25 protein-coding genes are annotated in these 19,467 nt (G+C 70.1%); 14 read left to right on the top strand and 11 right to left on the bottom strand.

Annotated features, from left to right (window positions below; translation table 11 throughout):
- Window positions 1-682, bottom strand: a 682-nt coding sequence (locus KIT86_RS16420) for an outer membrane beta-barrel protein (RefSeq protein WP_297400274.1), incomplete at its 3' end; no start/stop codon positions are given.
- Between the two features lie 127 nt (window positions 683-809).
- On the bottom strand, window positions 810-1,991 hold the full coding sequence (locus KIT86_RS16415) for a hypothetical protein (protein ID WP_297400272.1): 1,182 nt from the start codon (window positions 1,989-1,991) through the stop codon (window positions 810-812).
- On the opposite strand from KIT86_RS16415, the gene KIT86_RS16410 reads away from it, so the two are divergent.
- Window positions 1,978-3,123 (top strand): ATP-binding protein, encoded by a 1,146-nt coding sequence (locus KIT86_RS16410; protein ID WP_297400270.1) that lies wholly within the window; start codon window positions 1,978-1,980, stop codon window positions 3,121-3,123. The two genes, KIT86_RS16415 and KIT86_RS16410, sit on opposite strands and share 14 nt — an antisense overlap.
- A 108-nt stretch (window positions 3,124-3,231) precedes the next feature.
- Window positions 3,232-3,690 carry a PA2169 family four-helix-bundle protein gene (locus KIT86_RS16405; RefSeq protein WP_297400268.1) on the top strand — a complete coding sequence of 153 codons (459 nt, stop codon included), beginning with the start codon at window positions 3,232-3,234 and terminating at the stop codon, window positions 3,688-3,690.
- A 54-nt stretch (window positions 3,691-3,744) separates the two neighbouring features.
- Here the strand turns inward: KIT86_RS16405 and KIT86_RS16400 are convergent, their stop codons facing one another.
- The 3 genes from KIT86_RS16400 to KIT86_RS16390 all read right to left on the bottom strand — a co-directional run bounded on the left by KIT86_RS16400 (window position 3,745) and on the right by KIT86_RS16390 (window position 5,843).
- Complete coding sequence (locus KIT86_RS16400; RefSeq protein WP_297400266.1) at window positions 3,745-4,011, bottom strand: hypothetical protein; 267 nt, start codon at window positions 4,009-4,011, stop codon at window positions 3,745-3,747.
- A gap of 75 nt (window positions 4,012-4,086) precedes the next feature.
- Window positions 4,087-5,514, bottom strand: coding sequence for a sigma-54 dependent transcriptional regulator (locus KIT86_RS16395; RefSeq protein ID WP_297400265.1), 1,428 nt, complete (start codon window positions 5,512-5,514; stop codon window positions 4,087-4,089).
- Window positions 5,515-5,636: 122 nt separating this feature from the next.
- On the bottom strand, window positions 5,637-5,843 hold the full coding sequence (locus tag KIT86_RS16390; protein ID WP_297400263.1) for a hypothetical protein: 207 nt from the start codon (window positions 5,841-5,843) through the stop codon (window positions 5,637-5,639).
- A 205-nt stretch (window positions 5,844-6,048) separates the two neighbouring features.
- Here KIT86_RS16390 and KIT86_RS16385 point away from each other — a divergent pair, with 205 nt between their 5' ends.
- The gene (locus tag KIT86_RS16385) at window positions 6,049-6,258 is read left to right on the top strand and encodes a DUF6496 domain-containing protein (protein WP_297400261.1); all 210 of its coding nucleotides are present in this window, start codon (window positions 6,049-6,051) and stop codon (window positions 6,256-6,258) included.
- 39 nt (window positions 6,259-6,297) lie between these two features.
- Here the strand turns inward: KIT86_RS16385 and KIT86_RS16380 are convergent, their stop codons facing one another.
- Window positions 6,298-6,552 (bottom strand): hypothetical protein, encoded by a 255-nt coding sequence (locus tag KIT86_RS16380; RefSeq protein WP_297400259.1) that lies wholly within the window; start codon window positions 6,550-6,552, stop codon window positions 6,298-6,300.
- 146 nt (window positions 6,553-6,698) lie between these two features.
- On the opposite strand from KIT86_RS16380, the gene KIT86_RS16375 reads away from it, so the two are divergent.
- The 8 genes from KIT86_RS16375 to KIT86_RS16340 all read left to right on the top strand — a co-directional run bounded on the left by KIT86_RS16375 (window position 6,699) and on the right by KIT86_RS16340 (window position 12,450).
- Window positions 6,699-7,064 carry a hypothetical protein gene (locus tag KIT86_RS16375; protein ID WP_297400257.1) on the top strand — a complete coding sequence of 122 codons (366 nt, stop codon included), beginning with the start codon at window positions 6,699-6,701 and terminating at the stop codon, window positions 7,062-7,064.
- Between the two features lie 53 nt (window positions 7,065-7,117).
- Entirely contained in the window at window positions 7,118-7,243 is a 126-nt protein-coding gene (locus KIT86_RS16370; protein WP_297400255.1) for a hypothetical protein, read from the top strand.
- A gap of 113 nt (window positions 7,244-7,356) precedes the next feature.
- Window positions 7,357-7,758: a GreA/GreB family elongation factor gene (locus KIT86_RS16365; RefSeq protein ID WP_297400253.1), complete on the top strand. Its 402-nt coding sequence runs from the start codon at window positions 7,357-7,359 to the stop codon at window positions 7,756-7,758.
- Between the two features lie 87 nt (window positions 7,759-7,845).
- Window positions 7,846-8,715 (top strand): universal stress protein, encoded by an 870-nt coding sequence (locus KIT86_RS16360; RefSeq protein ID WP_297400250.1) that lies wholly within the window; start codon window positions 7,846-7,848, stop codon window positions 8,713-8,715.
- Window positions 8,716-8,723: 8 nt separating this feature from the next.
- On the top strand, window positions 8,724-9,596 hold the full coding sequence (locus KIT86_RS16355; RefSeq protein WP_297400248.1) for a hypothetical protein: 873 nt from the start codon (window positions 8,724-8,726) through the stop codon (window positions 9,594-9,596).
- Window positions 9,597-9,643: 47 nt separating this feature from the next.
- Window positions 9,644-10,768, top strand: coding sequence for an MBL fold metallo-hydrolase (locus KIT86_RS16350; RefSeq protein ID WP_297400246.1), 1,125 nt, complete (start codon window positions 9,644-9,646; stop codon window positions 10,766-10,768).
- Entirely contained in the window at window positions 10,765-11,667 is a 903-nt protein-coding gene (locus KIT86_RS16345) for a delta(1)-pyrroline-2-carboxylate reductase family protein (RefSeq protein WP_297400244.1), read from the top strand. Before KIT86_RS16350 ends, KIT86_RS16345 begins: the two co-directional genes overlap by 4 nt.
- A gap of 246 nt (window positions 11,668-11,913) precedes the next feature.
- Entirely contained in the window at window positions 11,914-12,450 is a 537-nt protein-coding gene (locus KIT86_RS16340; RefSeq protein ID WP_297400242.1) for a DUF4142 domain-containing protein, read from the top strand.
- 6 nt (window positions 12,451-12,456) lie between these two features.
- On the opposite strand, the gene KIT86_RS16335 is transcribed toward KIT86_RS16340, so the two are convergent.
- The 5 genes from KIT86_RS16335 to KIT86_RS16315 all read right to left on the bottom strand — a co-directional run bounded on the left by KIT86_RS16335 (window position 12,457) and on the right by KIT86_RS16315 (window position 16,376).
- The gene (locus tag KIT86_RS16335; protein WP_297400240.1) at window positions 12,457-13,620 is read right to left on the bottom strand and encodes an alpha-hydroxy acid oxidase; all 1,164 of its coding nucleotides are present in this window, start codon (window positions 13,618-13,620) and stop codon (window positions 12,457-12,459) included.
- Between the two features lie 74 nt (window positions 13,621-13,694).
- Entirely contained in the window at window positions 13,695-14,468 is a 774-nt protein-coding gene (locus tag KIT86_RS16330; RefSeq protein ID WP_297400238.1) for an SDR family NAD(P)-dependent oxidoreductase, read from the bottom strand.
- A 31-nt stretch (window positions 14,469-14,499) separates the two neighbouring features.
- Window positions 14,500-15,471 (bottom strand): tripartite tricarboxylate transporter substrate binding protein, encoded by a 972-nt coding sequence (locus tag KIT86_RS16325; RefSeq protein WP_297400236.1) that lies wholly within the window; start codon window positions 15,469-15,471, stop codon window positions 14,500-14,502.
- A 36-nt stretch (window positions 15,472-15,507) separates the two neighbouring features.
- A complete protein-coding gene (locus KIT86_RS16320) occupies window positions 15,508-16,008 on the bottom strand; it encodes a RidA family protein (protein ID WP_297400234.1) in 501 nt (166 codons plus the stop codon).
- Entirely contained in the window at window positions 15,987-16,376 is a 390-nt protein-coding gene (locus KIT86_RS16315; protein WP_297400232.1) for a RidA family protein, read from the bottom strand. The genes KIT86_RS16320 and KIT86_RS16315 overlap by 22 nt, the downstream gene beginning before the upstream one ends.
- Window positions 16,377-16,498: 122 nt before the next feature.
- Here KIT86_RS16315 and KIT86_RS16310 point away from each other — a divergent pair, with 122 nt between their 5' ends.
- From KIT86_RS16310 to KIT86_RS16300, 3 genes are all read left to right on the top strand, one after another.
- The gene (locus tag KIT86_RS16310; protein ID WP_297400230.1) at window positions 16,499-17,398 is read left to right on the top strand and encodes a LysR family transcriptional regulator; all 900 of its coding nucleotides are present in this window, start codon (window positions 16,499-16,501) and stop codon (window positions 17,396-17,398) included.
- A gap of 136 nt (window positions 17,399-17,534) precedes the next feature.
- A complete protein-coding gene (locus tag KIT86_RS16305) occupies window positions 17,535-18,413 on the top strand; it encodes a polysaccharide deacetylase family protein (RefSeq protein ID WP_297400228.1) in 879 nt (292 codons plus the stop codon).
- A 41-nt stretch (window positions 18,414-18,454) separates the two neighbouring features.
- The gene (locus KIT86_RS16300) at window positions 18,455-19,456 is read left to right on the top strand and encodes a tripartite tricarboxylate transporter substrate binding protein (RefSeq protein ID WP_297400226.1); all 1,002 of its coding nucleotides are present in this window, start codon (window positions 18,455-18,457) and stop codon (window positions 19,454-19,456) included.
- Window positions 19,457-19,467 lie beyond the last annotated feature (11 nt).

Genomic DNA, 19,467 nt, shown 5'->3' with positions numbered 1-19,467 from the left:
AGAACCGGTGCATGTAGCCGATGCTGGTGGTATCGACCTCACGCTTGCCGATGCCCACGAAGCGCACGTCGTAGCGGTTCCACTCCAGCACGATGGAGGAACGCGGGCTGAGGTCGAAACCGATGCCCGCACCGTACGAGCCTTCCCAACCGCTGGCTTTGCCGGTGGCGATGCCCGAGAGCGGGCTGGCCGAGACCTCGCTGCGGCCATACGTCGTACCGACCTTGCCGAACAGGTGCACCACGCCCAGCGGCAGGCGGCCCACCAGGCTCAGGTTGATGCCATGCGCCTCGGCCTTGCCACCGCCGCGCTCCATGTCGCCCAGGTTCACGTAGCCCAGTTCGGCACCGAAGTAGCGGTTGAACATGCCACCCGTGTACAGGTGGTAGGAGGTGCTGCTGTCCGAGCAGGCAAAGCCCCCCACGCAGCCCAGGTCGTAGTCGGGTTTGCCGACGTTGACGCCCACGTAGCCATGCGAGGTGTACGGAATCACGGAGAAGCTGCCCTCGCCGGGTGCATAGGCGCGCCGCTGCGCGGTCGTGCCCGTGGTGCCGGCCTGGGCCATCAACGTGGTGTCCAGGGGCGCGGAAGTCGTTCCTGACTGCGCGGACACCGAGCACGCAACGGCCAGGCCGATCGCGGCCAGTGGCCACGCCTTGAAATGGTGAAGTGAACGGTTCATGGTGAGAGTCCTGGTGGGTTGGAGAAACACTGCGCCGGAAATCGAATGCAGCGCCTGCTCAGGGCAAGCGGGATGCCAGGCCCGCGCGGCCGCTGGCAGGCCGCACACGGGCACACGGATTGCCCTCCTACCTCAGGGCGCCTGGGAAATGTGGGCGATGACAGTGCGGCGCCCTTGGGCCAGGCCTCCGATGTTTTCCATACTTCCTTCGAAGCAAGAACCGGGCGCCCTGTCGGCCCGCGGTTTCTCGATCCGGACGCGCCTGATCGCGCTGGTGCTCGCCGTGCTGTTGCCCGCGCTCTGCGCGGCCGCCTGGGTGCTGGGCCTGACCTACCGCATGGAGCGGGAAAGCAGCGAGCACGTGCTTGAAGAAACCACACGTGCCCTGTCCATGGTGCTCGACCGCGAGCTCACCCAGCGGGCCGTGGTGGTGCGCGCGCTGGCCAGTTCCAGCCTGCTTGACACAGCCCCCCGGCTCTCGCCCGCCGCCCTGCGCGATTTCGACCAGCAGGCGCGGCGCACGCTGACCGGGCTCGAAGGCTGGCTGGAACTGCGCAACGCGGACCAGGTGCTGGTCAACACCCGCCTGGCCGCCGGGACCCGCTTGCGCACAGGCCCCCAGCCCCCGATGTTGGACCGCCCGATGATCCTGCCTTTGCGGCAGGACGCGGGCCTGGGCATTTCCTACGCCACGCTGGTGCAGCCCGTCCTGCGCGACGGCCAGGCGGTGCTCAACCTGTCGCTCACCGTGCTGCCGCACGAGTTCCAGCGCATCATCGACGAGCAGCACCTGCCGCCGGGCTGGCTCGCGGCCATCATCGACAGCCAGGGCCGCGTGGTCGCGCGCCACCCCCGTGGCGAGATCCACAGCGGGCGACCGGCCACGCCCGATCTCCAGGCCCACCTGGACACCGAACGCGAAGGCCTCGTGCACTCGGTGTCGCTCGACGGTGACCCCGTGACCCTGTACTTCCACACCTCGCCCCAGGGCTGGACCTACCTCACCGGCATGTCGCGCGCGCAGTTCGAAGGCGCGGTGCCCCGCGCCGTGCAGCAGGTGGCCCTGGCCATGCTGGCGCTGATCGTGGTCTCGCTGGTGGCCGCGGCCTGGGTGGCGCGGCGCATCGTCACCCCCCTGCACACCATCAAGCAGATGGCGCTGGACCTGCGCGAAGGCCGGCCCCTGCGCCGCACCCGCACCGGCCTGCTGGAGTGCGACCAGGTCGCCCTGACCATGCACGACGCGGGGCACGCCATCCGCCACGCGCGCATCGAGCTGGAGCGCCAGGTCAGCGATGCGGTGGAACACACCGAAGCTGGAACAGCGCGCCTCGCACAACCACCGCGTGGAAGCCCTGGGGCGACTCACCGGGGGTATCGCGCACGAGTTCAACAACCTGCTGGGCATCGTCAGCAACTGCGCCCACCTGATGCGCCGCCTGGCCCCGGCCCCGGCCCTGCAGCCCGCGATCGAGGCCACCTTGAATGCGGTGGACACCGGCGGGCGCCTGACCCAGCACCTGCTGCGCTTTGCCGGCCGCCAGACCGTGCACCCGCAGGTGCTGCAACTCCAGACCTTCCTGCCCGAGACCGCCGAACTGCTGCGAACCTTGCTCGACCGCCGCATCACGCTGACCACCGAGGTCGACGAACACACGCCCGCCGTGCGGCTGGACCCGGGCGAGCTCGAACTCTCGCTCATCAACCTGGCGCTCAACGCGCGCGAGGCCATCCCGGGCCAGGGCCATCTGTGGTTGAGCGCCGCCCCGTCCGAGCCGGAAGACCTGGAAGGGCTCCCCAAGGGAAGCTACGTGCGAATCACCCTGCGCGATGACGGCCAGGGCATGAGCGACACCGTCGCCCACCGCGCTTTCGAGCCCTTCTTCTCCACCCGCGAGCCGCGCGAGGTCGCCGGGCTGGGCCTGAGCCAGGTCTACGGTTTCTGCCTGCAGGCCGGTGGCCGCGCGCGCCTGGAGAGCACACCGGGCGAGGGCACCACCGTCACCCTGGTGCTGCCCGCCCACACCGGCGAGCCCCAGGACGCACACGCGGCCACGCCCGCCTCGGCCGCGGCCATCGCGGGGACGCGGCTGCTGCTCGTCGAGGACAACGAGGCCTTGGGCGAAGCCACCGCCGCCGTGCTGCGCTCCTACGGCTGCGACGTGGTGTGCGCGGCCGGCGCGCAGGAAGCGCTGCGGCTCATCGACACGCCACCGGGCTTTGACGTGGTCGTCAGCGATGTGCTGATGCCCGGCAAGATGGATGGCATCGCGCTGGCGAACCACTTGCGGCAAATCTTGCCGAAGCTGCCCGTGGTGCTGATCAGCGGCCACCACGGCGACACCCGCCCGCCTGCGGGCGTTCGCCTGCTGCTCAAACCCTGCCCGCCTGAAGTGCTCGTGGGTGCCATCGAAGCGGCCATTGCGCAGGGCCCTCTGTGACGGCGCCCGTGCAGCGGGTACGCCACGTGCCCTAGGAACAACGTCGGATGGGTTGGGACTTTCAGTCCCCCGGTTCGGCGTCCTGTCCACAACTTCAAAAGGAACGCCATGAAAGACACACGCACCATCAACACGCTCAACAACCTCATCGAGACCTGCAAGGACGGTGAGTACGGCTTCAAGGCCAGTGCGGATCACGCCGTCGACCCGCAGATCAAGTCGCTCTTCATGACCCGCGCCGAAGACTGCCGCCGCGCCGCCGCCGAACTCCAGACCATCGTGATGCAGCAAGGCGGCAAGCCTGAAGACAGCGGCACCGCCACCGGCGCGGCCCACCGCGGCTGGGTGGCCGTCAAGGGCACCCTGGCCGGCTACACCGACCTGGCCATGCTCGAAGAAACCGAACGCGGTGAAGACGCCGCCCTGGCGCGCTACCGCTCCGCGCTGAAAGACGAGCTGCCGGCCGACATCCGCAGCGTGGTCGAGGCGCAGATGCAAGGCGTGCAGCGCAACCACGACCAGATCCGCGCGCTGCGCGACCAGCACAAGGCCGCAGCCGCTCACTGACACGCCGATCCTCCCCTTTGGGCCCGCACCCGTTGCGGGCCCTTTTTTGCGGCCTCAGCGGGCCGGAGGGTGCTGCGCGGCCCACTCCGCGTCGGTGTGGCCGTCGCCCACCGGGTCGGCGCTTTCGTCTTCGGGCGGTGCGCTGGGCCCTGGCGCGGGCGCAAGAGGGGATGCGGGCGCCGCAGGGGCGCCATCCGCCTGCGCGCACAGCAGCGCGCAGGGGCGGGGGTCTTGCGGGTCCTGCGCGTGCACGGGCGCGCTGGCATCGGCCAGTTCCAGCGCACAGGGCTTCTTTTCGCCTGCGACGGTGATGAGGGACATGGGGCACTCCTGTGACGGCGGTGACCAGGGGGTCACCTGCCCCCGCGCGGCAAGCGGCGTGCCTTGCCTGGCCGGCTAAGGGCGGGGCTCGTCACCCGGCTCTTCGGCCGCGTACTGCTTGAGGCGGTTGTACAGCGTCTTCAGGCTGATGCCCAGCGCCGCGGCGGTGCGCTCCTTCTGGCGGCCGTAGTGTTGCAGCGTCGCCAGGATCAGCGTCTGCTCGGCCTGCGCGAGCGAGATGCCCAGGGGCAGCACGACCGAGCCCTCCGGCCGGCTGGCCGCCTCGACCGCGGGTGCGCTCGCGACCACCGGCGCCGGGGCCGCCGCCACCACCGCCGATGGCAGCTCGGAGGCGCTGGGCAGCCACTGCGCGCCGATCGAATCGCCAGCGGTCATCACGTAGGCGCGTTGCACCGCGTTGCGCAATTCGCGCACGTTGCCCGGCCAGGCATAGGCCGTGAGCCGCTCCAGCGCGTCGGGCGAGAAGGTCTTCTCCTTGCCCTCCTGCTCGCCGATGAGCCGCAGAAAACGGTTCGCCAGCAAGGGCACATCGTCCAGTCGCTCGCGCAGCGGCGGCATGTCGATCGGAAACACATTGAGGCGGTACATCAGGTCCGTGCGCAGGCGCCCATCGGCCACGGCCTGCATGGGCTGGCGGTTGGTTGCCGCGATGATGCGCACATCGGTCTCCTGGCTCTGCGTCGCGCCCACCCGCAGGAAGCGCCCGGTCTCCAGCACGCGCAGGAGCTTGACCTGCAGGTCCAGCGGCATCTCGGTGATCTCGTCGAGGAACAGCGTGCCACCCGAGGCCCGCTCGAAGAAACCCTGGTGCTGGCGGTCTGCGCCAGTGAAGCTGCCCTTTTCGTGGCCGAAGATCTCGCTCTCGATCAGGTTGGGGGAGATGGCGCCGCAGTTCACGCCCAGGAAGGGCATCTTGCGCCGCCGGCTGAGCTCGTGGATGGTCTGCGCCACCACCTCCTTGCCGGTGCCGCTCTCGCCCGTGATGAACACCGAGACCCCGGTGCCCGCCACGCGCGTGATCTGCTCGTACACCTGCAGCATCGAGGGCGAACGCCCCCACAGCTGGCCGAAGTGGCCGGTGCTCGCCACTTTGGCGGTCAGGCCCGCCACCTCGGCCTTGAACACCGAAGGCTTGCTCACGCGCGAGAGCACACCCTGCAACTGCTTGGGCGTGATGGGCTTGACGATGTAGTCCACCGCACCCAGTCGCAGCGCGAGGATGGAAGTCTCCAGGCTCGCGTGCCCCGTGAGCAGCACCACCTCCGAATTCGCCAGCAATTCGGGGTCGGCAAACAAATCCATGCCGCTGCCATCGGGCAGGCGAAGATCCAGCAGCACCAGATCGGGGGCTTGCAAGGCCAGCTGTTTTCGCGCATCGCGCAGCGTGTTCGCGGTGGCCACGGTCAGGCCTTGCATGGCGATCAACTCGCCAAGCATCGCGGAAGCATCAACATCGTCGTCCACGATCAGGACATGGGTCATCTCTTGCGGTTCCTTGGTCTGCGCCCACCCACGGGCTGTCTCGTGCATCGAAACGGCGCCCATGATGCCACCGTTTCACCGGTCTCCAGGCGGGCGCGCGCGCCGGTTGAAGTTCGGCCAGGTCAGTGCAGGGACACGATGGGCGTCGGCTGCCGGGGCGGGTCGCCCGCTGGGGGGGTCTGCTCATCGGGCACCTCGGGCTCGCGGATGTCCGGTGGCAACTGGGTGGGCGTCTCCGGCGGCACGACCGGCTGCCCCGGTGGCGGTGGGGGCGGCACCGGCGGCGTGGGCTTGGGTACGTCGGGCACGTGAGCGTGAACCTTGGTCATCGGGGACTCCTGTCGGTGGATCTGTAGATGGAAGTCCCTCCTGGGCAAGGCGTGTGCCTGTTTTGCGGCAAGAAGGGCCGGTTCACCGGCTTTCCCCCGGCTTTCCCCCGGCTTTCCCCCGGCTTTTCCCCGACTTTTCCACCGGGTGGCACCGGGTACGCCGTTCGCCCGGCATTCGCACCTTCACCCTTTGAGGAGACCTCTCATGACCAGCACGTCCACCCGCATCAAGCCCGAGGCCATCACCGAGCGCAAGATGAAGAAGGTGATGCACGAGTTCAAGAAAGGCGAACTCGAAAGCAGTTCTGGCGACCCGGTGCGCAGCCGCCAGCAGGCCGTGGCCATCGGCCTGTCGGAAGCGCGCAAGGCCGGCGGCAAGGCGCCACCCGCACCCAAACAGCCCCGGCGCCACTGAGCCGGCCACATCGCGCCCCGGGGCGCGCGGCCAAGCGCCTTACTGCGTCGTGCCGCCGGGCGCGGGCGTGGCCGGCGAGCTCGCCGGCGGGCTCGGGTTCGCCCCGGGCGCCGGCATGGCTGGCGAGCTGGGGGGCATCGGCGGATTGCTGGTGCGATCGCGGTCGCGTTCCATCTCGCTCGTCGTGGGTGGTGGCACGTCGGTGGGCCGACGGTCGCAGCCGGCAAGCAGCACCAGCGAGGTGGTCGCGACCGCGGCACCCAGCACCACACGGGAAGAAAGCAGCGTTTTCATGGTGATCTCCTGATGGCGCGCAAGACCTCCTGCGCCTGTGAATCGGGGCAAGTCGGGTGCCTGCGCGCCACACGGCCCATCCTTTGGCAGGCACATGGCTTGCCGAGGCTGCAGGGTGGACACCCCCACGCCCCAGGAGCCTCCCGATGAGCCAGCCCCCCGCAGCCGCACCACCCCGGCCCTCCGGCGCGCCCCAGCGCGATCCCTCGAACCCGGTGAGCCGCACACCGCGCGCACCTGGGTCCACGCCCGGGCGCGAAGCCGACGACCACCTGGAGTTGCCGCACGAACGCGACCAATCCACCGACAGCACGGCCCAAGCGCCGGACCCCGAAATGCAACAGGCGCACCAGGATCTGAAGGACGGTCAGGTGGACACGGACATGCGCGCCACACCCGGCCTGGACGCGGGCCAGCGCGCCGGCTACGTGCCTGGCGCGGGCGGCGAATCCCCGACACAGAAAGCACCACCCTCCTCGCCCACCGCCCCGCGCAAGGACCCGCGCCGCTGACGAACAACCGCACAAGCCTTGCCAGAATGGGCACCGCGCCTACAATACCCCCCATGGCATCCCGGTCCACCCTCACTTTCAACCGCCACGCGCGCCTGCCCCTGATGGCAGGTTCGGCCGTGGCCGGTCGCAAGCTGATGGGCACGGCGGGACTGCGCCAGCCGGCCGCACATTCCTAAGCCCGGCGATACCCCCTCCTCCCTTTTGCGCAACCATCTATCGCCGGGCCCCAGCCCAGCGCGATCGTGGCCGCTGCACATCCGCAGCATGGCCGCACCAGATGGAGTGCTCCATGCACAAGACCCTGACCGGTGAACGCCTGCTCACCGAACTCGACTTCACGCGCCTGAACAACCTGCGCGGAGGCAAGATGCCGCCCGAGCTGGCCGAGACGCTGGACTCGCTGGACCTCGTGCCCTCGCGCGAGGTGCCGGCCAATGTCGTCACGATGTACTCGCAAGTCATCCTCGAAGACGTCGCCACGGGCAAGCGCCAGAAGCTCACGCTGTGCTACCCCGCCGATGCCGAGCCCCACCTGGGCTTCATCTCGGTGCTCTCGCCCGTGGGCGCCAGCCTGCTCGGCCAGCGCGTGGGGGCCACCGCGCGCTGGCGCACGCCCAACGGCGACGCCTGCGAGGCCGAGGTCGTCGAGCTGCTGTTCCAGCCCGAGGCCAGCGGCGACTACACCACGTAGTCCTTCCGCGCGCTGCCGCGCCCCGCTCCGTCACGCGCCCATCGGCCCCGCGCCATGGGCTAGGCCCCCGCACGTCCAGGATGTCCCATGACCTTCGATTCCATTCTCGCCCTCACCGACTTCACGACACAGTCCGAGCACGCACTGGATCGGGCCGCGCTCCTCGCCGGCCAACACAACGCGCCCTTGCGCCTCATCCATTTCGCGGAAGAACCCCACCGCTTCTTCTCCGACCCGATCGCGCGCCTGTCGCAACGCGCGCGGCAACTCACCCGGCGCCATGGCATCCGGGCGGTGGCCCTGGAACGCAACCCGGTGACGCTGGACGACGTGGTGCAGGAATGTGGCAACGCCAGCCTGCTGGTGATGGGCCCCCTGTGGCAGCGCAGCTGGAAAACCTTCTACCGCGGCACGACGCTCGACCAGTTCGTGCACGACAGCCCCTGCCCGGTGCTGGTGGTCAAGCAGGCGGCCGCGCGCACCTACGAGCAGGTGCTGGTGGCCGTGGACCTCACGCCGCGCTCGCGCGACCTGATCGCCTTCGCGCGCCAGCTCGCCAGCCCCTCGGCACTCAAGCTGTTCCACGCCATCGACACGATCGAGGAATCCAAGCTGCGCTCGGCAGACGTCTCTTTCGAGGCCATCCGCGCAAATCGCCTCGACTCGCGCCAGCAGGCCAAGGACCGGCTGGTGCAGCTCACCCGCACGCTGGGCATGGCCGGCAGCGCCATGGCCTTCGACGTGGGCAACGGCGACCCCGCGTACCAGACCGCCGTGCAGCAGCAGGCCACCCGCGCCGAGCTGGTGGTGGTCGGCAAGCGGCGCGCATCGGCCCTGGCGCGCTTTCTCACCGGCAGCGTGGCCCAGCGGCTGGCCAAATGGGCCGAGAGCGATGTGCTGGTGGTGCCCATCGACGGCCTGGCCGAACCCGTGCCCATGATGGCGAGCCAGGGATGAGACCGGCCATGGACCTCACCAAACAGTTCATCAAGACCAAACAGCCCTGCGCCGATGGCTTTCGCTGGTTCCTGCGGCACCATGAAAACGGCAGCAACTACCAGGACCTGCTCGATGCCCTGGTCGAGGCTGGCCGCGTGAGCGACGCCTGCTGGCTGCTCTCGCAGTTCGGACCGACCAACGCCGTGCTGGAAGTGGACGCCGTGGCCGCCGAGGCCGTGGTCTTCGCCGGCTCGCTGCAGGTGCGCGGCAACATCGAGGTGGATACCCTGATCCGCACCGGGCGCGGCATCCAGGCTGGCGGCAGCATCGTGGTCGGCCAGTCGCTGGTCTCGGGCGACGACATCAGGGCGGGCGGCAGCGTGCGCAGCGACGGCTCGCTGGAGGCCGCCGGTCACATCCGGGCCGCCTGGGGCATCGACGCGCGCGAGCAGCTGCGCTGCGGCGGCGACATCCGCGCGGCCTGGGACCTGTGGTGCGGCGGACCGCTGCACGTGGCCGGCAACGCCCACGTCGGCCAGGACCTCATCACCCAGGGCCCGATCGAATGCGGCAAGAGCCTGGTGGTGGGCGGCCGGCTCTCGGCGCGCGACAGCATCCGCGCAGGCGATGGCATCCAGGCCGGCGGCACCATCGAGTCCGCCATGCACCTGGAAGCGGGCTGGGGCATCAAGGCCGGGCGCTCCATCGTGGCCGAAGGCGCGATCCGCGCGGGCGAGAGCCTCAGCGCCCACGAGGTCATCCGCGCCGGCGCCGGCTATGGCGTGTTCGCCGGCCTCAACGTGCAGGTGGAGGCCTGGGAGTGCAGCGCGCGCGTGTGCGCCTGCACCAAGCCCGCCAGCCTCATGAGCGGCTGGTGGGCCGGCGCGCGCGAGGTGTGAACCCCGGGGTGACAGCGCGCCAGGGGGCCTTCTGAAATAATGCCCCGATGCCCGAAGCCCCTACCTCCGACGGCCGCCCGGACGATCCGGCCACCGCCCCCGACACCCCCTACGCCCTGCAATACCCGTGTGGCGAGCCGCCCGCGCCCGGCCAGGTGCGCGAGGTCGCGCCCGGGGTGCTGTGGCTGCGCATGCCCCTGCCGTTCGCGCTCAACCACATCAACCTCTGGGCCGTGGCCGACGAGGACGAACACGGCACCGGCTGGGCCGTCATCGACACCGGCACCAAGACGCCCGAGGCACTGGCCGCCTGGCGGCAGCTGACCGCACCCGAGGGGCCGCTGGCCGCCACGCCCCAGGGCGCGCGCATCACCCGCGTCTTCTGCACCCACATGCACCCCGACCATGTCGGCATGGCGGGCTGGCTCACGCGCAAGTTCCAGTGCCGGCTGTGGATGACGCGGCTCGAGTACCTCACCTGCCGCACGCTGGTGGCCGACACCGGGCGCGAAGCACCGCAGGACGCCATCGACTTCTACCGCCAGATGGGCTGGAACGAAGAAGCGCTGGACATCTACCGCACCCGCTTCGGCGGCTACAGCAAGTACATGCACACGCTGCCCGACAGCTTCCGCCGCCTGAGCGACGGCGAAACCCTGCGCATCGGCGCGCACGACTGGCGCGTCATCATCGGCCGCGGCCACTCGCCCGAACACGCCTGCCTGGTCAGCGACGAACTCGGCGTGCTCGTCTCGGGCGACCAGGTGCTGCCCCGCATCTCGTCCAACGTGAGCGTGTTCCCCACCGAGCCCGACGCCGACCCGCTGGGCGACTGGATCGCCAGCATCGAGCGCCTGCGCAGCTCGCTGGGCGATCACCTGCTGGTGCTGCCCGCGCACGGCGAGCCCTTTCGCGGCCTGCACGCGCGGCTGGACCGGCTGGCCCAAGGCCATGAGCGCGGTCTGCAGCGCCTGCGCCGCAGCCTGGGCGAATCGCCCAAGCGCACGGTGGACGTGTTCGGCGCGCTGTTCGCGCGCGCCATTGACAGCAACGGCGAGCTGCTGGGCATGGCCACCGGCGAAGGCGTGGCCCACCTCAACCACCTGCTCGCGCGCGGCGAGGCCGTGCGCGAAACCGGCGCCGACGGGGTCTACCGCTACCGCATGAAATGAGCCCCAGCGCCACCGCCGCCGCGCTGCCCTACCCCGAGCTGGCCGACGAGATCGAGGCGCTCCTGCGCGACCCCACGGTGGTGGTGCCCGCGCGCATCGTGCAGGCCCTGCCCGGTGGCGGCACCCTCTTCGCGATGCCCGCTGTCGACGCGCGCGTGGCCATCACCAAGCTCATCACCCTGATACCGGACAACGGCGCGCGGGGTCTGCCCAGCATCCAGGGCGACATCGTGGTGTTCGACGTCGCCACCGGCCAGCGCACGGCCCTGCTCGACGGCCCCACCGTGACCGCGCGCCGCACCGCCGCCGTCTCGCTGCTGGGCGCGCGCCTGCTCGCGCCCCGGCGCGACGGCCCGCTGCTCATCGTCGGCGCGGGTGTGCAGGGCCGCGCGCACCTGGAAGCCTTTGCCAGCGGCCTGGGGGTGCGCGAGGTGCGCATCGCCTCGCGCCACGCGGCCAGCGCCGACGCGCTCGTGGCCCACGCCCGCACCCTGGGCCTGGACGCGCGGCGCGTGGACGATGCCGATGCTGCCCTGGCCGACTGCCCCCTCGTGGTAAGCACCACGCCGGCCCGCCAGGTGGTGCTGCGCGGTGCGCCGCGCGACGATGCGTTTGTGAGCGCCGTGGGGGCCTACACACCGCAGATGGTGGAATGGGCGCCCGAGGTGTGCCGCGACATCGCCGCGCGCGGCACGCTGGTGGTGGACACGCGCGACGCCGACCACGAAGCCGGCGACCTGCTGCAGGCGGGCATCGACGTCTCTGCAGTGCCCAGCCTGGCCGACTGGCTCGCGTCGCCCCGCCCCGTGCGCGGCCCGGTGTTTTTCAAGAACTGCGGCTGGGGCGGCTGGGACCTGGCGGCGGCCCGCCTGGTGAGCCGCCAGCCGCCGCACCGCTGAGCGGCGCGCGCGGAGGCGGCACCGGCGCATCCAGCGCGGCGCCCGGGTCTTCCTCACCGGCCACTGAGGCCAGCAGATCGCGCGGATCGGGCGTGCCATCCCCGGGCGGCGGGGGCGACGGAGGCAGGCGGATGGTTCGGCTCATGGTGGTCAACAGGGGCAAACGGCGCGCCTGCGCTCAGCTGGGCGCACAGGCATGCCACTTGCCCAACCATGGGCTCCCCAACGGAATCAAGGAGCCCCCGCATGACACACCGAGCCAGCCCCCTGACCGCCCTGGCATTCACCACCCTGCTGTGGAGCAGCGCGGCCCTCGCTCAAGGCCTGGCGCCTGTCGACAAGAACTTTCTGCAGCAGGCCGCCGAGAACGGCCACGCCGAGGTCTCGGCCGGCCGCCTGGCCCTGACCAAGGCGCGCAACCCCAAGGTGCGCGACTTCGCGCAGCGCATGGTCGACGAACACACCGAGGTCGGCGAAGAGCTGCGCACGCTCGCCTCAGCCAAGCAGGAGGAGCTGCCCACCGAACCCTCGATGCTGCAGAAGGGCAAGGAAATGATCATCGCCGGCCTGGGCGACGAGACCTTCGACCGCCGCTACCTCAACCAGATGGGCGTGGAGGCGTACAAGAGCGCCATCCCCCTGTACGAAAAGACCGCGCTCGAGTCGCGCGACCCGGAGGTCAAGGCTTTTGCCTCCAAACACCTGCCGGCGCTGCGCGAGCAATTGCAGGCCGCGCAGGCGCTCAAGGTCTCCGTGGACCAGCGCCCCACCCCGGCGAAGTAAACGGCCCTACAGCGGCGCCGGCGCGAGCAGCAGATCGCGGTTCAATTGCCCGCAGTCGGTGACGCCCAGCATGGCCATGTTGCGGTCGATCTCGGCGCGCAGCAGTTCGATCGCGTGTGCCACGCCGCGCTGCCCGGCCACCGCCAGCGCGTGGTTGAACGGGCGGCCCACGAACACGAAGCGCGCGCCCAGCGCCAGCGCCTTGAGCACGTCCGAGCCGCGGTGAAAACCGCCGTCCACCATCACCGGCATGTCGCCCACGGCGTCGACGATGCGCGCCAGCACCTGCATGGGGGCCACCGCGCCGTCGAGCTGGCGCCCACCGTGGTTGGAAACCACGATGCCGTCGGCGCCCAGGGCCTTGGCCTTCGCCGCATCGGCCACGCTCAGGATGCCTTTGATCACCAGCGGCCCCGGCCAGAAGGCGCGGATGCGCTGCACGAACGACCAGTCCAGGTGATCTCGGTGCGAGAAGTCGCGCAGCACGTTGCTGGAGAGTATGGGTGCGCCACGCTCGGCGAACGAATTCTCGAAGTGCGGCATGCCATGGCGCCACAGCGTCTTCGCGAAGGTGCCCAGCAGCCAGCGCGGGTGTGAGACCCCTTCCCATGCCAGGCGCAGGCTGGGGCGCAGCGGCGTGGAGAAACCATTGCGCACATTGTTCTCGCGGTTGGCGCTCACGGGGATGTCCACCGTGACCACCAGCGTCTCGTAGCCCGCGCCGCGCACGCGCTGCAGCAGCGCCAGGATGCGCGCCTCGTCGCCCGGGAGATAGGCCTGGAACCATGTGCCCGGCGCGGCCTGGGCCACTTCCTCCAGCGGCGTGAGCGACGAGCCGCTCAGGATGGCGGGAATGCCCGCCTCGCGCGCGGCCCTGGCCAGCGCGATGTCGCCCCGGTACGCCGAGAGCGCGGCCAGGCCCATGGGTGCGATGCCGAACGGGCTGGCGTAGGTGGTGCCGAACAGCGGCTGCTGCTGCGTGCGGCGCGACACGTCCACCAGCACGCGCGGCACGAAGCCATAGGCGTTCATCGCCTCCTGGTTGCGGCGCAGCGAGACGTTGTCCTCCGCCGCGCCCGCCACATAGCCGTGGATGGGCCGGGGCAGGCGGCGCTGCGCCAGCGGGGCGAAGTCCTTGAGTGCGAGGATGTTCGAAAACGGGGTTGGCATGGTGAAGCGACAGGAAGGCTCCCGCCCCGTCCGTGTCGCCGGGGCGCGGAATTCAAAGAATGGCAAGCCGGCGCTCAGGCGAGCGTCTGCCCGCCGTCCAGCGTGATGGTGCTGCCGGTCACGTAGGCCGAGGCGTCCGAGGCCAGCCACACCGCGATGTCCTGGATTTCCTCGGGCTTGCCAATGCGGCCCAGGGGCACCTGGCGCACGAAGGCGGCGTACTTCTCGGGCACCGACATCTCGGCCTCGGTCAGCGGCGTGAGGAAACGCCCGGGCGCCAGCACGTTGACGCGCACGCCCTTGGGGGCCCACTCCATCGCCAGCGCGCGCGAGAGGTTGATGACGGCCGCCTTGGCTGCCGAGTACGGCGCATTGCCGGCGCGGCCGCGCATGCCGGCGGTGGAAGAGAGGTTGATGATGGAGCCGCCGCCCTGCGCCAGCATGTGCCGGCCCACGGCCCTGCACACCTTGAAGGTGGACGAGAGGTTGGCCGCGATGACCGCGTCCCACTCCCCGTCGGTCACCTCCACGCTGGGCTTGCGCAGGCTGCCGCCGGCCGCATGGGCCAGCACATCGATGCGGCCAAAGCGCGCCACCGCCTGTTCGACCGCCGCGTCCACCTGCCGCGAGTCGGTGGCGTCGGCCACGGCCACCAGGGCCTGGCGGCCCAGCGCCTGCACCTCGCGCGCCACCGCCTCCAGATCGGCCAGCGTGCGCGCCATCAGCACCACGTCGGCCCCCGCGGCGGCAAAGCCCAGCGCGATCGCGCGGCCCAGCCCCTTGCCCGCGCCGGTGACGAGGGCCGTTCGCCCCGCCAGGCGCCCGTCGGCCTGTTCCTTGACATTCATGAGGTCCGCTCCTGGTGCAGCTGTGGTGTCTTCAATCCGCCGTGATGCCGGCCGAGCGGATGATGCCACCCCACTTGGTGGCATCGGCCTGCACGAAGGCCTTGGTGGCCGCGGCGTCCGAGGCCAGCGTGGTCAGGCCCAGCTGCGCGAGCTGCGTCGTCACCGCCGGCTGGCGCAAGGCGTGCGAGAAGGCGTTCTGCAGCTGCGTCACGATCGGCGCGGGCACCCCGGCAGGCGCGAAGACCGCGTACCACACCGACGCGCCGAAATCGGCCAGGCCCGAGGCCGCGAGCGTGGGCGTGTCGGGCAACTGCGCCACGCGCTGCGCCGAGGTGACGGCCAGCGCCTTGAGCGCGCCGCTGCGGATCTGCGGCAGCAGCGGCGGCATGTTCTCGAACGCCAGCGTCACACGCCCGGCCAGCAGGTCCTGCATGGCGGGTGCCGTGCCCTTGTAGGGCACGTGGATCATCTCGGTGCCGGTCATGCGCTCGAACAGCTTGGCGCACAGGTGCTGCGTGGAGCCGTTGCCCACCGAGGCGTAGGCCACCTGGCCGGGCCGCGCCTTGATGTAGGCGATGAGTTCCTGCACCGAGTTCACGGGCAGCGAAGGCGGCACCACCAGCACGTTGGGCACGGTCGCCACGCCGATGATGGGCGTGAAATCCTTGAGTGGGTCGTACGGCAGGTTGGGGTACAGCGCCGGCGCGGTCGCGTAGCCGGGTGTGCTGCCCAGCGTGAGCGTGTAGCCGTCGGGCTTGGAGCGGGCCACCGCCGTGGTACCCACGACGCCACTGGCGCCTGGCTTGTTGTCCACCACCATGGGCTGGCCCAGCACGCCGCCGGCTTCGCGCGCCAGCAGACGGCACAGCAAGTCGTTCGTGCCGCCCGCGGCCCAGGGGCTCACCAGGGTGATGGGGCGGGAGGGGAAAGCCTCGGCAAAAGCCGGCCATGCCGACGTGAGGCTGCCGAGGCCCAGGGCTTGGATGAGATGGCGTCTTTGCATGGCGGTGTTCCTTTGCGCGGGGTGAGGGGTAGGGGGTCAGGGTTGGATTTCGAAAGTGCAGATGGTCTCGACCGGCGCGGTGTAGATCAGGTCGGGCACGCTCAGGCTGGCGCGCGCCATCGCCGCGCGCTCGGCGCCCAGCACCTCCACGAACAGATCCGACGCGCCGTTGGAGACGTAGGGCGCGCGCTCGAAGCCGGGCGCGCCGTTGACGTAGATCAGCAGTTGCACCACCCGCACGATCCGGTCCAGGTCGCCGAGCACCGCCTTGGCCTGGGCCAGGTGGTTGATCGCGCAAAGCCGGGCCGACTGGTAGGCCTCGTCCACCGAAACCTTGTCGCCCACCTTGCCCAGGTAGGGGAACTCGCCGTTGTGGTGCCCCAGGGCCCCCTGGCAGAAAAACAGGTTGCCCACTGCCACGCCCGGCACCAGCGCCGGGTTGGCCTTGATCACGGGCGCATCGGGCAACACGATGCCCAGTTCCGCCAGGCGCGCTTCGATCTTGCCCATGGGACTCACGCCACTTCGGCCACGCATTCGATTTCCAGCAGGAAATCCTTGCGCGGCAGGCGGGCCTCGACGGTGGTGCGCGCCGGCCAGGTCTGCGGGTCGTTGCCGAAGAACTCGCGGTAGATCTCGTTCATCTCGTCGAAGTCGGCGCGGCGGTCCAGGAACACATTGACCTTCACCACCTGGGCCAGCGAAGAGCCCGCCTCTTCCAGGATGTTCTGCAGGTTGGTCATGCACTGGCGCATCTGCGCGGGGAAATCGCCCTTGGCCAGCTGCATCTCGCCGTGGTAGGCCGGGCAGCCGGAGACGAACACGAGGTTGCCCGTGCGCACGGCATGGGCGTGGGGCGCCTTCGTGCGGGTCACCTTGGGGCTGTAGATCACTTGTTTGGTCATGGGAACTCCTGTGTGCGGAAAACTTGGGAAACGCAAATGTGCCTGCCGTTTGGCGTCTCAACAAACGATTTGTTTTGAACATTGAGTTGCCATTTGCGCAACACGAATCCTAGAATCGCCGCATGATCCTGCAGACCTCCCTGCTGCGCTACCTCGAAGTGGCGCAAAGCGGCTCCATCCGCGCCGCTGCCGAGCGGCTCTTCGTCACGCCCTCGGCGCTCAGCCGCGAGCTGCAGAAGCTGGAGGAAGACCTGGGCGTCACCCTGTTCGAGCGCCGCGCGCGCGGCATGGTGCTCACCGCCGCCGGCAAGGTCTACCTGAACCACGTGCGCGACTCGCTCAACGGCATCGAGCGCATGCGCTCCGAACTCGACGCGCTGCAGAACCTGCACCGTGGCCACGTCTCGCTGCTGTCCGTCGAAGGCTACGCCTCGGACTTCCTCGCACCGGCCATCGCCCAGTTCCAGGACGCTTACCCCAACATCACCTTTTCCCTGCGCATCACGGGCACTGGCGCGGTGGAGAACGGCATCGCCAGCGGCGAGGCCGACATCGGCCTGGTCTTCAACCTGCAGCCCAAGCCCGAGATGCATTCGGCCCTGCACCTGCACGCGCCCCTGCTGGCCGTGATGGCACCGACCCATGCGCTGGCGCGGCGCAAGAGCCTCACCCTCTCGCAGATCGCCGGGCAACGCCTGGCCCTGCCCGACAGCAGCTTCGGCGTGCGCCGCCTGATCGACCTGCAGAGCCACATGTCCAAGGTGCACATCACGCCCGCGCTCGAAGCCAACTCGCTTGCCGTGCTGCGCGGCTTCGCGCGCAACGGTGGCGGCATCACCCTGCTCTCGCACATGTCCATCCGCAACGAGCTGGCCATGGAGCAACTGGTGGGCGTGCCGCTGGACGATGCGCTGCTTTGCCAGGGCGGCATCGACGTCTGCGTGCTCTCCGAGCGCAAGCTGCCCGTGGCCTCGGCGGCCTTCCTCAAGCACCTCGCCGAAGTGGGTCGCGCGGCACCCTGACGCCGCGCCACCAGCGTTGCGTGTAGATCAACGCTGCGTGCAAAAGAAGTCGTTTGTGGTTGCACACCCGACTCCGTAAGCTCGGGTCCCATCAGGCAAGGCACTGGCGCCTTGCGGTTGGAACCCGGAGCCCCGAATGCCCCAGAAACTCGACGTGCACGCCGGTGCCATCGAAACCCTGCCTCCCGCCGACTTCCGCTGGCCCGGTGGCAAACGCCTCGGCATCTTCTTTCGCGTCGCGCTCGAAGGCTGGTCCGACGACCAGTGGCCCGGCTTCGGCCCCATGGGCAACCCGCTCAAGCCCGGCACGCCCGACCTGAACGCCCTCGGCTGGGTGGAGTACGGCATCCGCCGCGGCATCCACCGCATCCTCGACGTGCTGGAGCGCCAGCAGATCCAGACCAGCATGCTGGTCTGCGGCGTGCTGGCCGAGCGCCACCCGCAGACGCTGCGCCGCATCGCGCAGGCCGGCCACGAAATCGTGGCGCACTCGTGGGGCATGGACGTGATCCCGGCTTACCTCGACGAAGCCGCCGAGCGCGCCAACATCCGCCGCACCACCGAGCGGCTGGAACAGGCCTGCGGCGTGCGCCCCGTGGGCTGGATCAGCCCGCGCGCCTCGCCCAGCGTGAACACCGCGCGCCTGCTCGCCGAAGAAGGCTACGAATGGCACGGCGACACCATGAACGACGACCTGCCCTACCTCGTGCGCTTGGGCGAGCGCGAGATCGCCGCCTTTCCCGGCGGCATGGAAATGAACGACACGCCGCACGCCATCCGCTACGGCAACGCGCCTCGCCAGATGCTGGAGCTGTTCGACGACTGGCTGGACTACGTGCAGCGCCACGAGCCCGGCGCGGTGCGCCTGAACCCCTCCATCCACGGCCACGTGTTCGGCCGCCTGAGCGGCATCGGCGTGTTCGAGGAACTGATCCGCCGCGCCCGCGCGCTCGACGACACCTGGATCGGCCGCCAGGGCGATGCCATCCGCCACCTGCGCCAGTCGCTGCGCTGAACACCCCTCACCTCCACCCCCGCCCCACCAGGAGAAGCTCCATGAACGCACACCACCCGCATGGCCTCACCCGCCGCCACGTTGTTGCCGGCGGCACGGCCCTGGCCGCCCTGCTGGGCAGCGGCCTGGCCCGCGCCGCCGGCTACCCTGAGCGCCCCATCCGCATGGTGGTGCCCTACCCCGCCGGCGGCTCCACCGACATCGTCTCCCGGCTGGTCGCCAAGCACCTGGCCGAAGTGCTCAAGGGCACCGTGGTTGTCGACAACAAAGGCGGTGCCGCCGGAGCCATCGGTGCGGCCGACGTGGCCCGCGCCGCGCCCGACGGCTACACCTTGCTCGCCAACATCGTCACCTCGGCCGTGCTCACGCCCATCACCCAGGCCAAGACGCTCACCTACGACCCCGTCGGCTCGTTCCAGCCAGTGGCCATGGTGGCCAAGCTGCCCAACGTGCTCATCATCAACAAGGACATCCCGGCGCGCAATCTCAAGGAATTCGCCGCCTGGGCGCGCGCCAACCCCCAGCGCGCCAGCTACGGCACGGGCGGCACCGGCAGCGTGATGCACCTCACCGGCGAGCTGCTCAAACGCGATGGCGACTTCGCCATGGAACACGTGCCCTACAAAGGCGCGGCCGCCGCCATCCAGGACCTCATGGGCGGCAGCATCGTCGCCGTGCTCGACAACATCACCGGCGTCATCGGCCCCATCCGTTCCGGCCAGGTGCGTGCGCTGGGCGTCTCCACCGACCAGCGCTCCCCCGCCCTGCCCGACGTGCCCACCTTCGCCGAATCCGGCGTCAAGGGCTTCTCCAACGCCAGCTGGTTCGGCGTGTTCACGCGCGCGGGCACACCGCGCGACATCGTCGCCCAACTCGAAAAAGCCACGCTGGAAGCCTGCGCGCGACCCGAGGTGGTGCGCACGCTGACCGAACTCGGCGCCGTGCCCGACCCCATGGGCGCCCAGGCCATGGACACCTTCTGGAAGGCCGAATTCACCTACTGGAAACGCGCCATCGACGCCGCCGGCATCCCCCTGAACTGAATCACCACGAC

It is taken from the genome of Hydrogenophaga sp., assembly GCF_026125825.1.
In the GTDB taxonomy this organism is placed as follows: Bacteria; Pseudomonadota; Gammaproteobacteria; order Burkholderiales; family Burkholderiaceae_C; genus Hydrogenophaga.
This window is presented reverse-complemented; position numbering and strand designations above follow the sequence as displayed.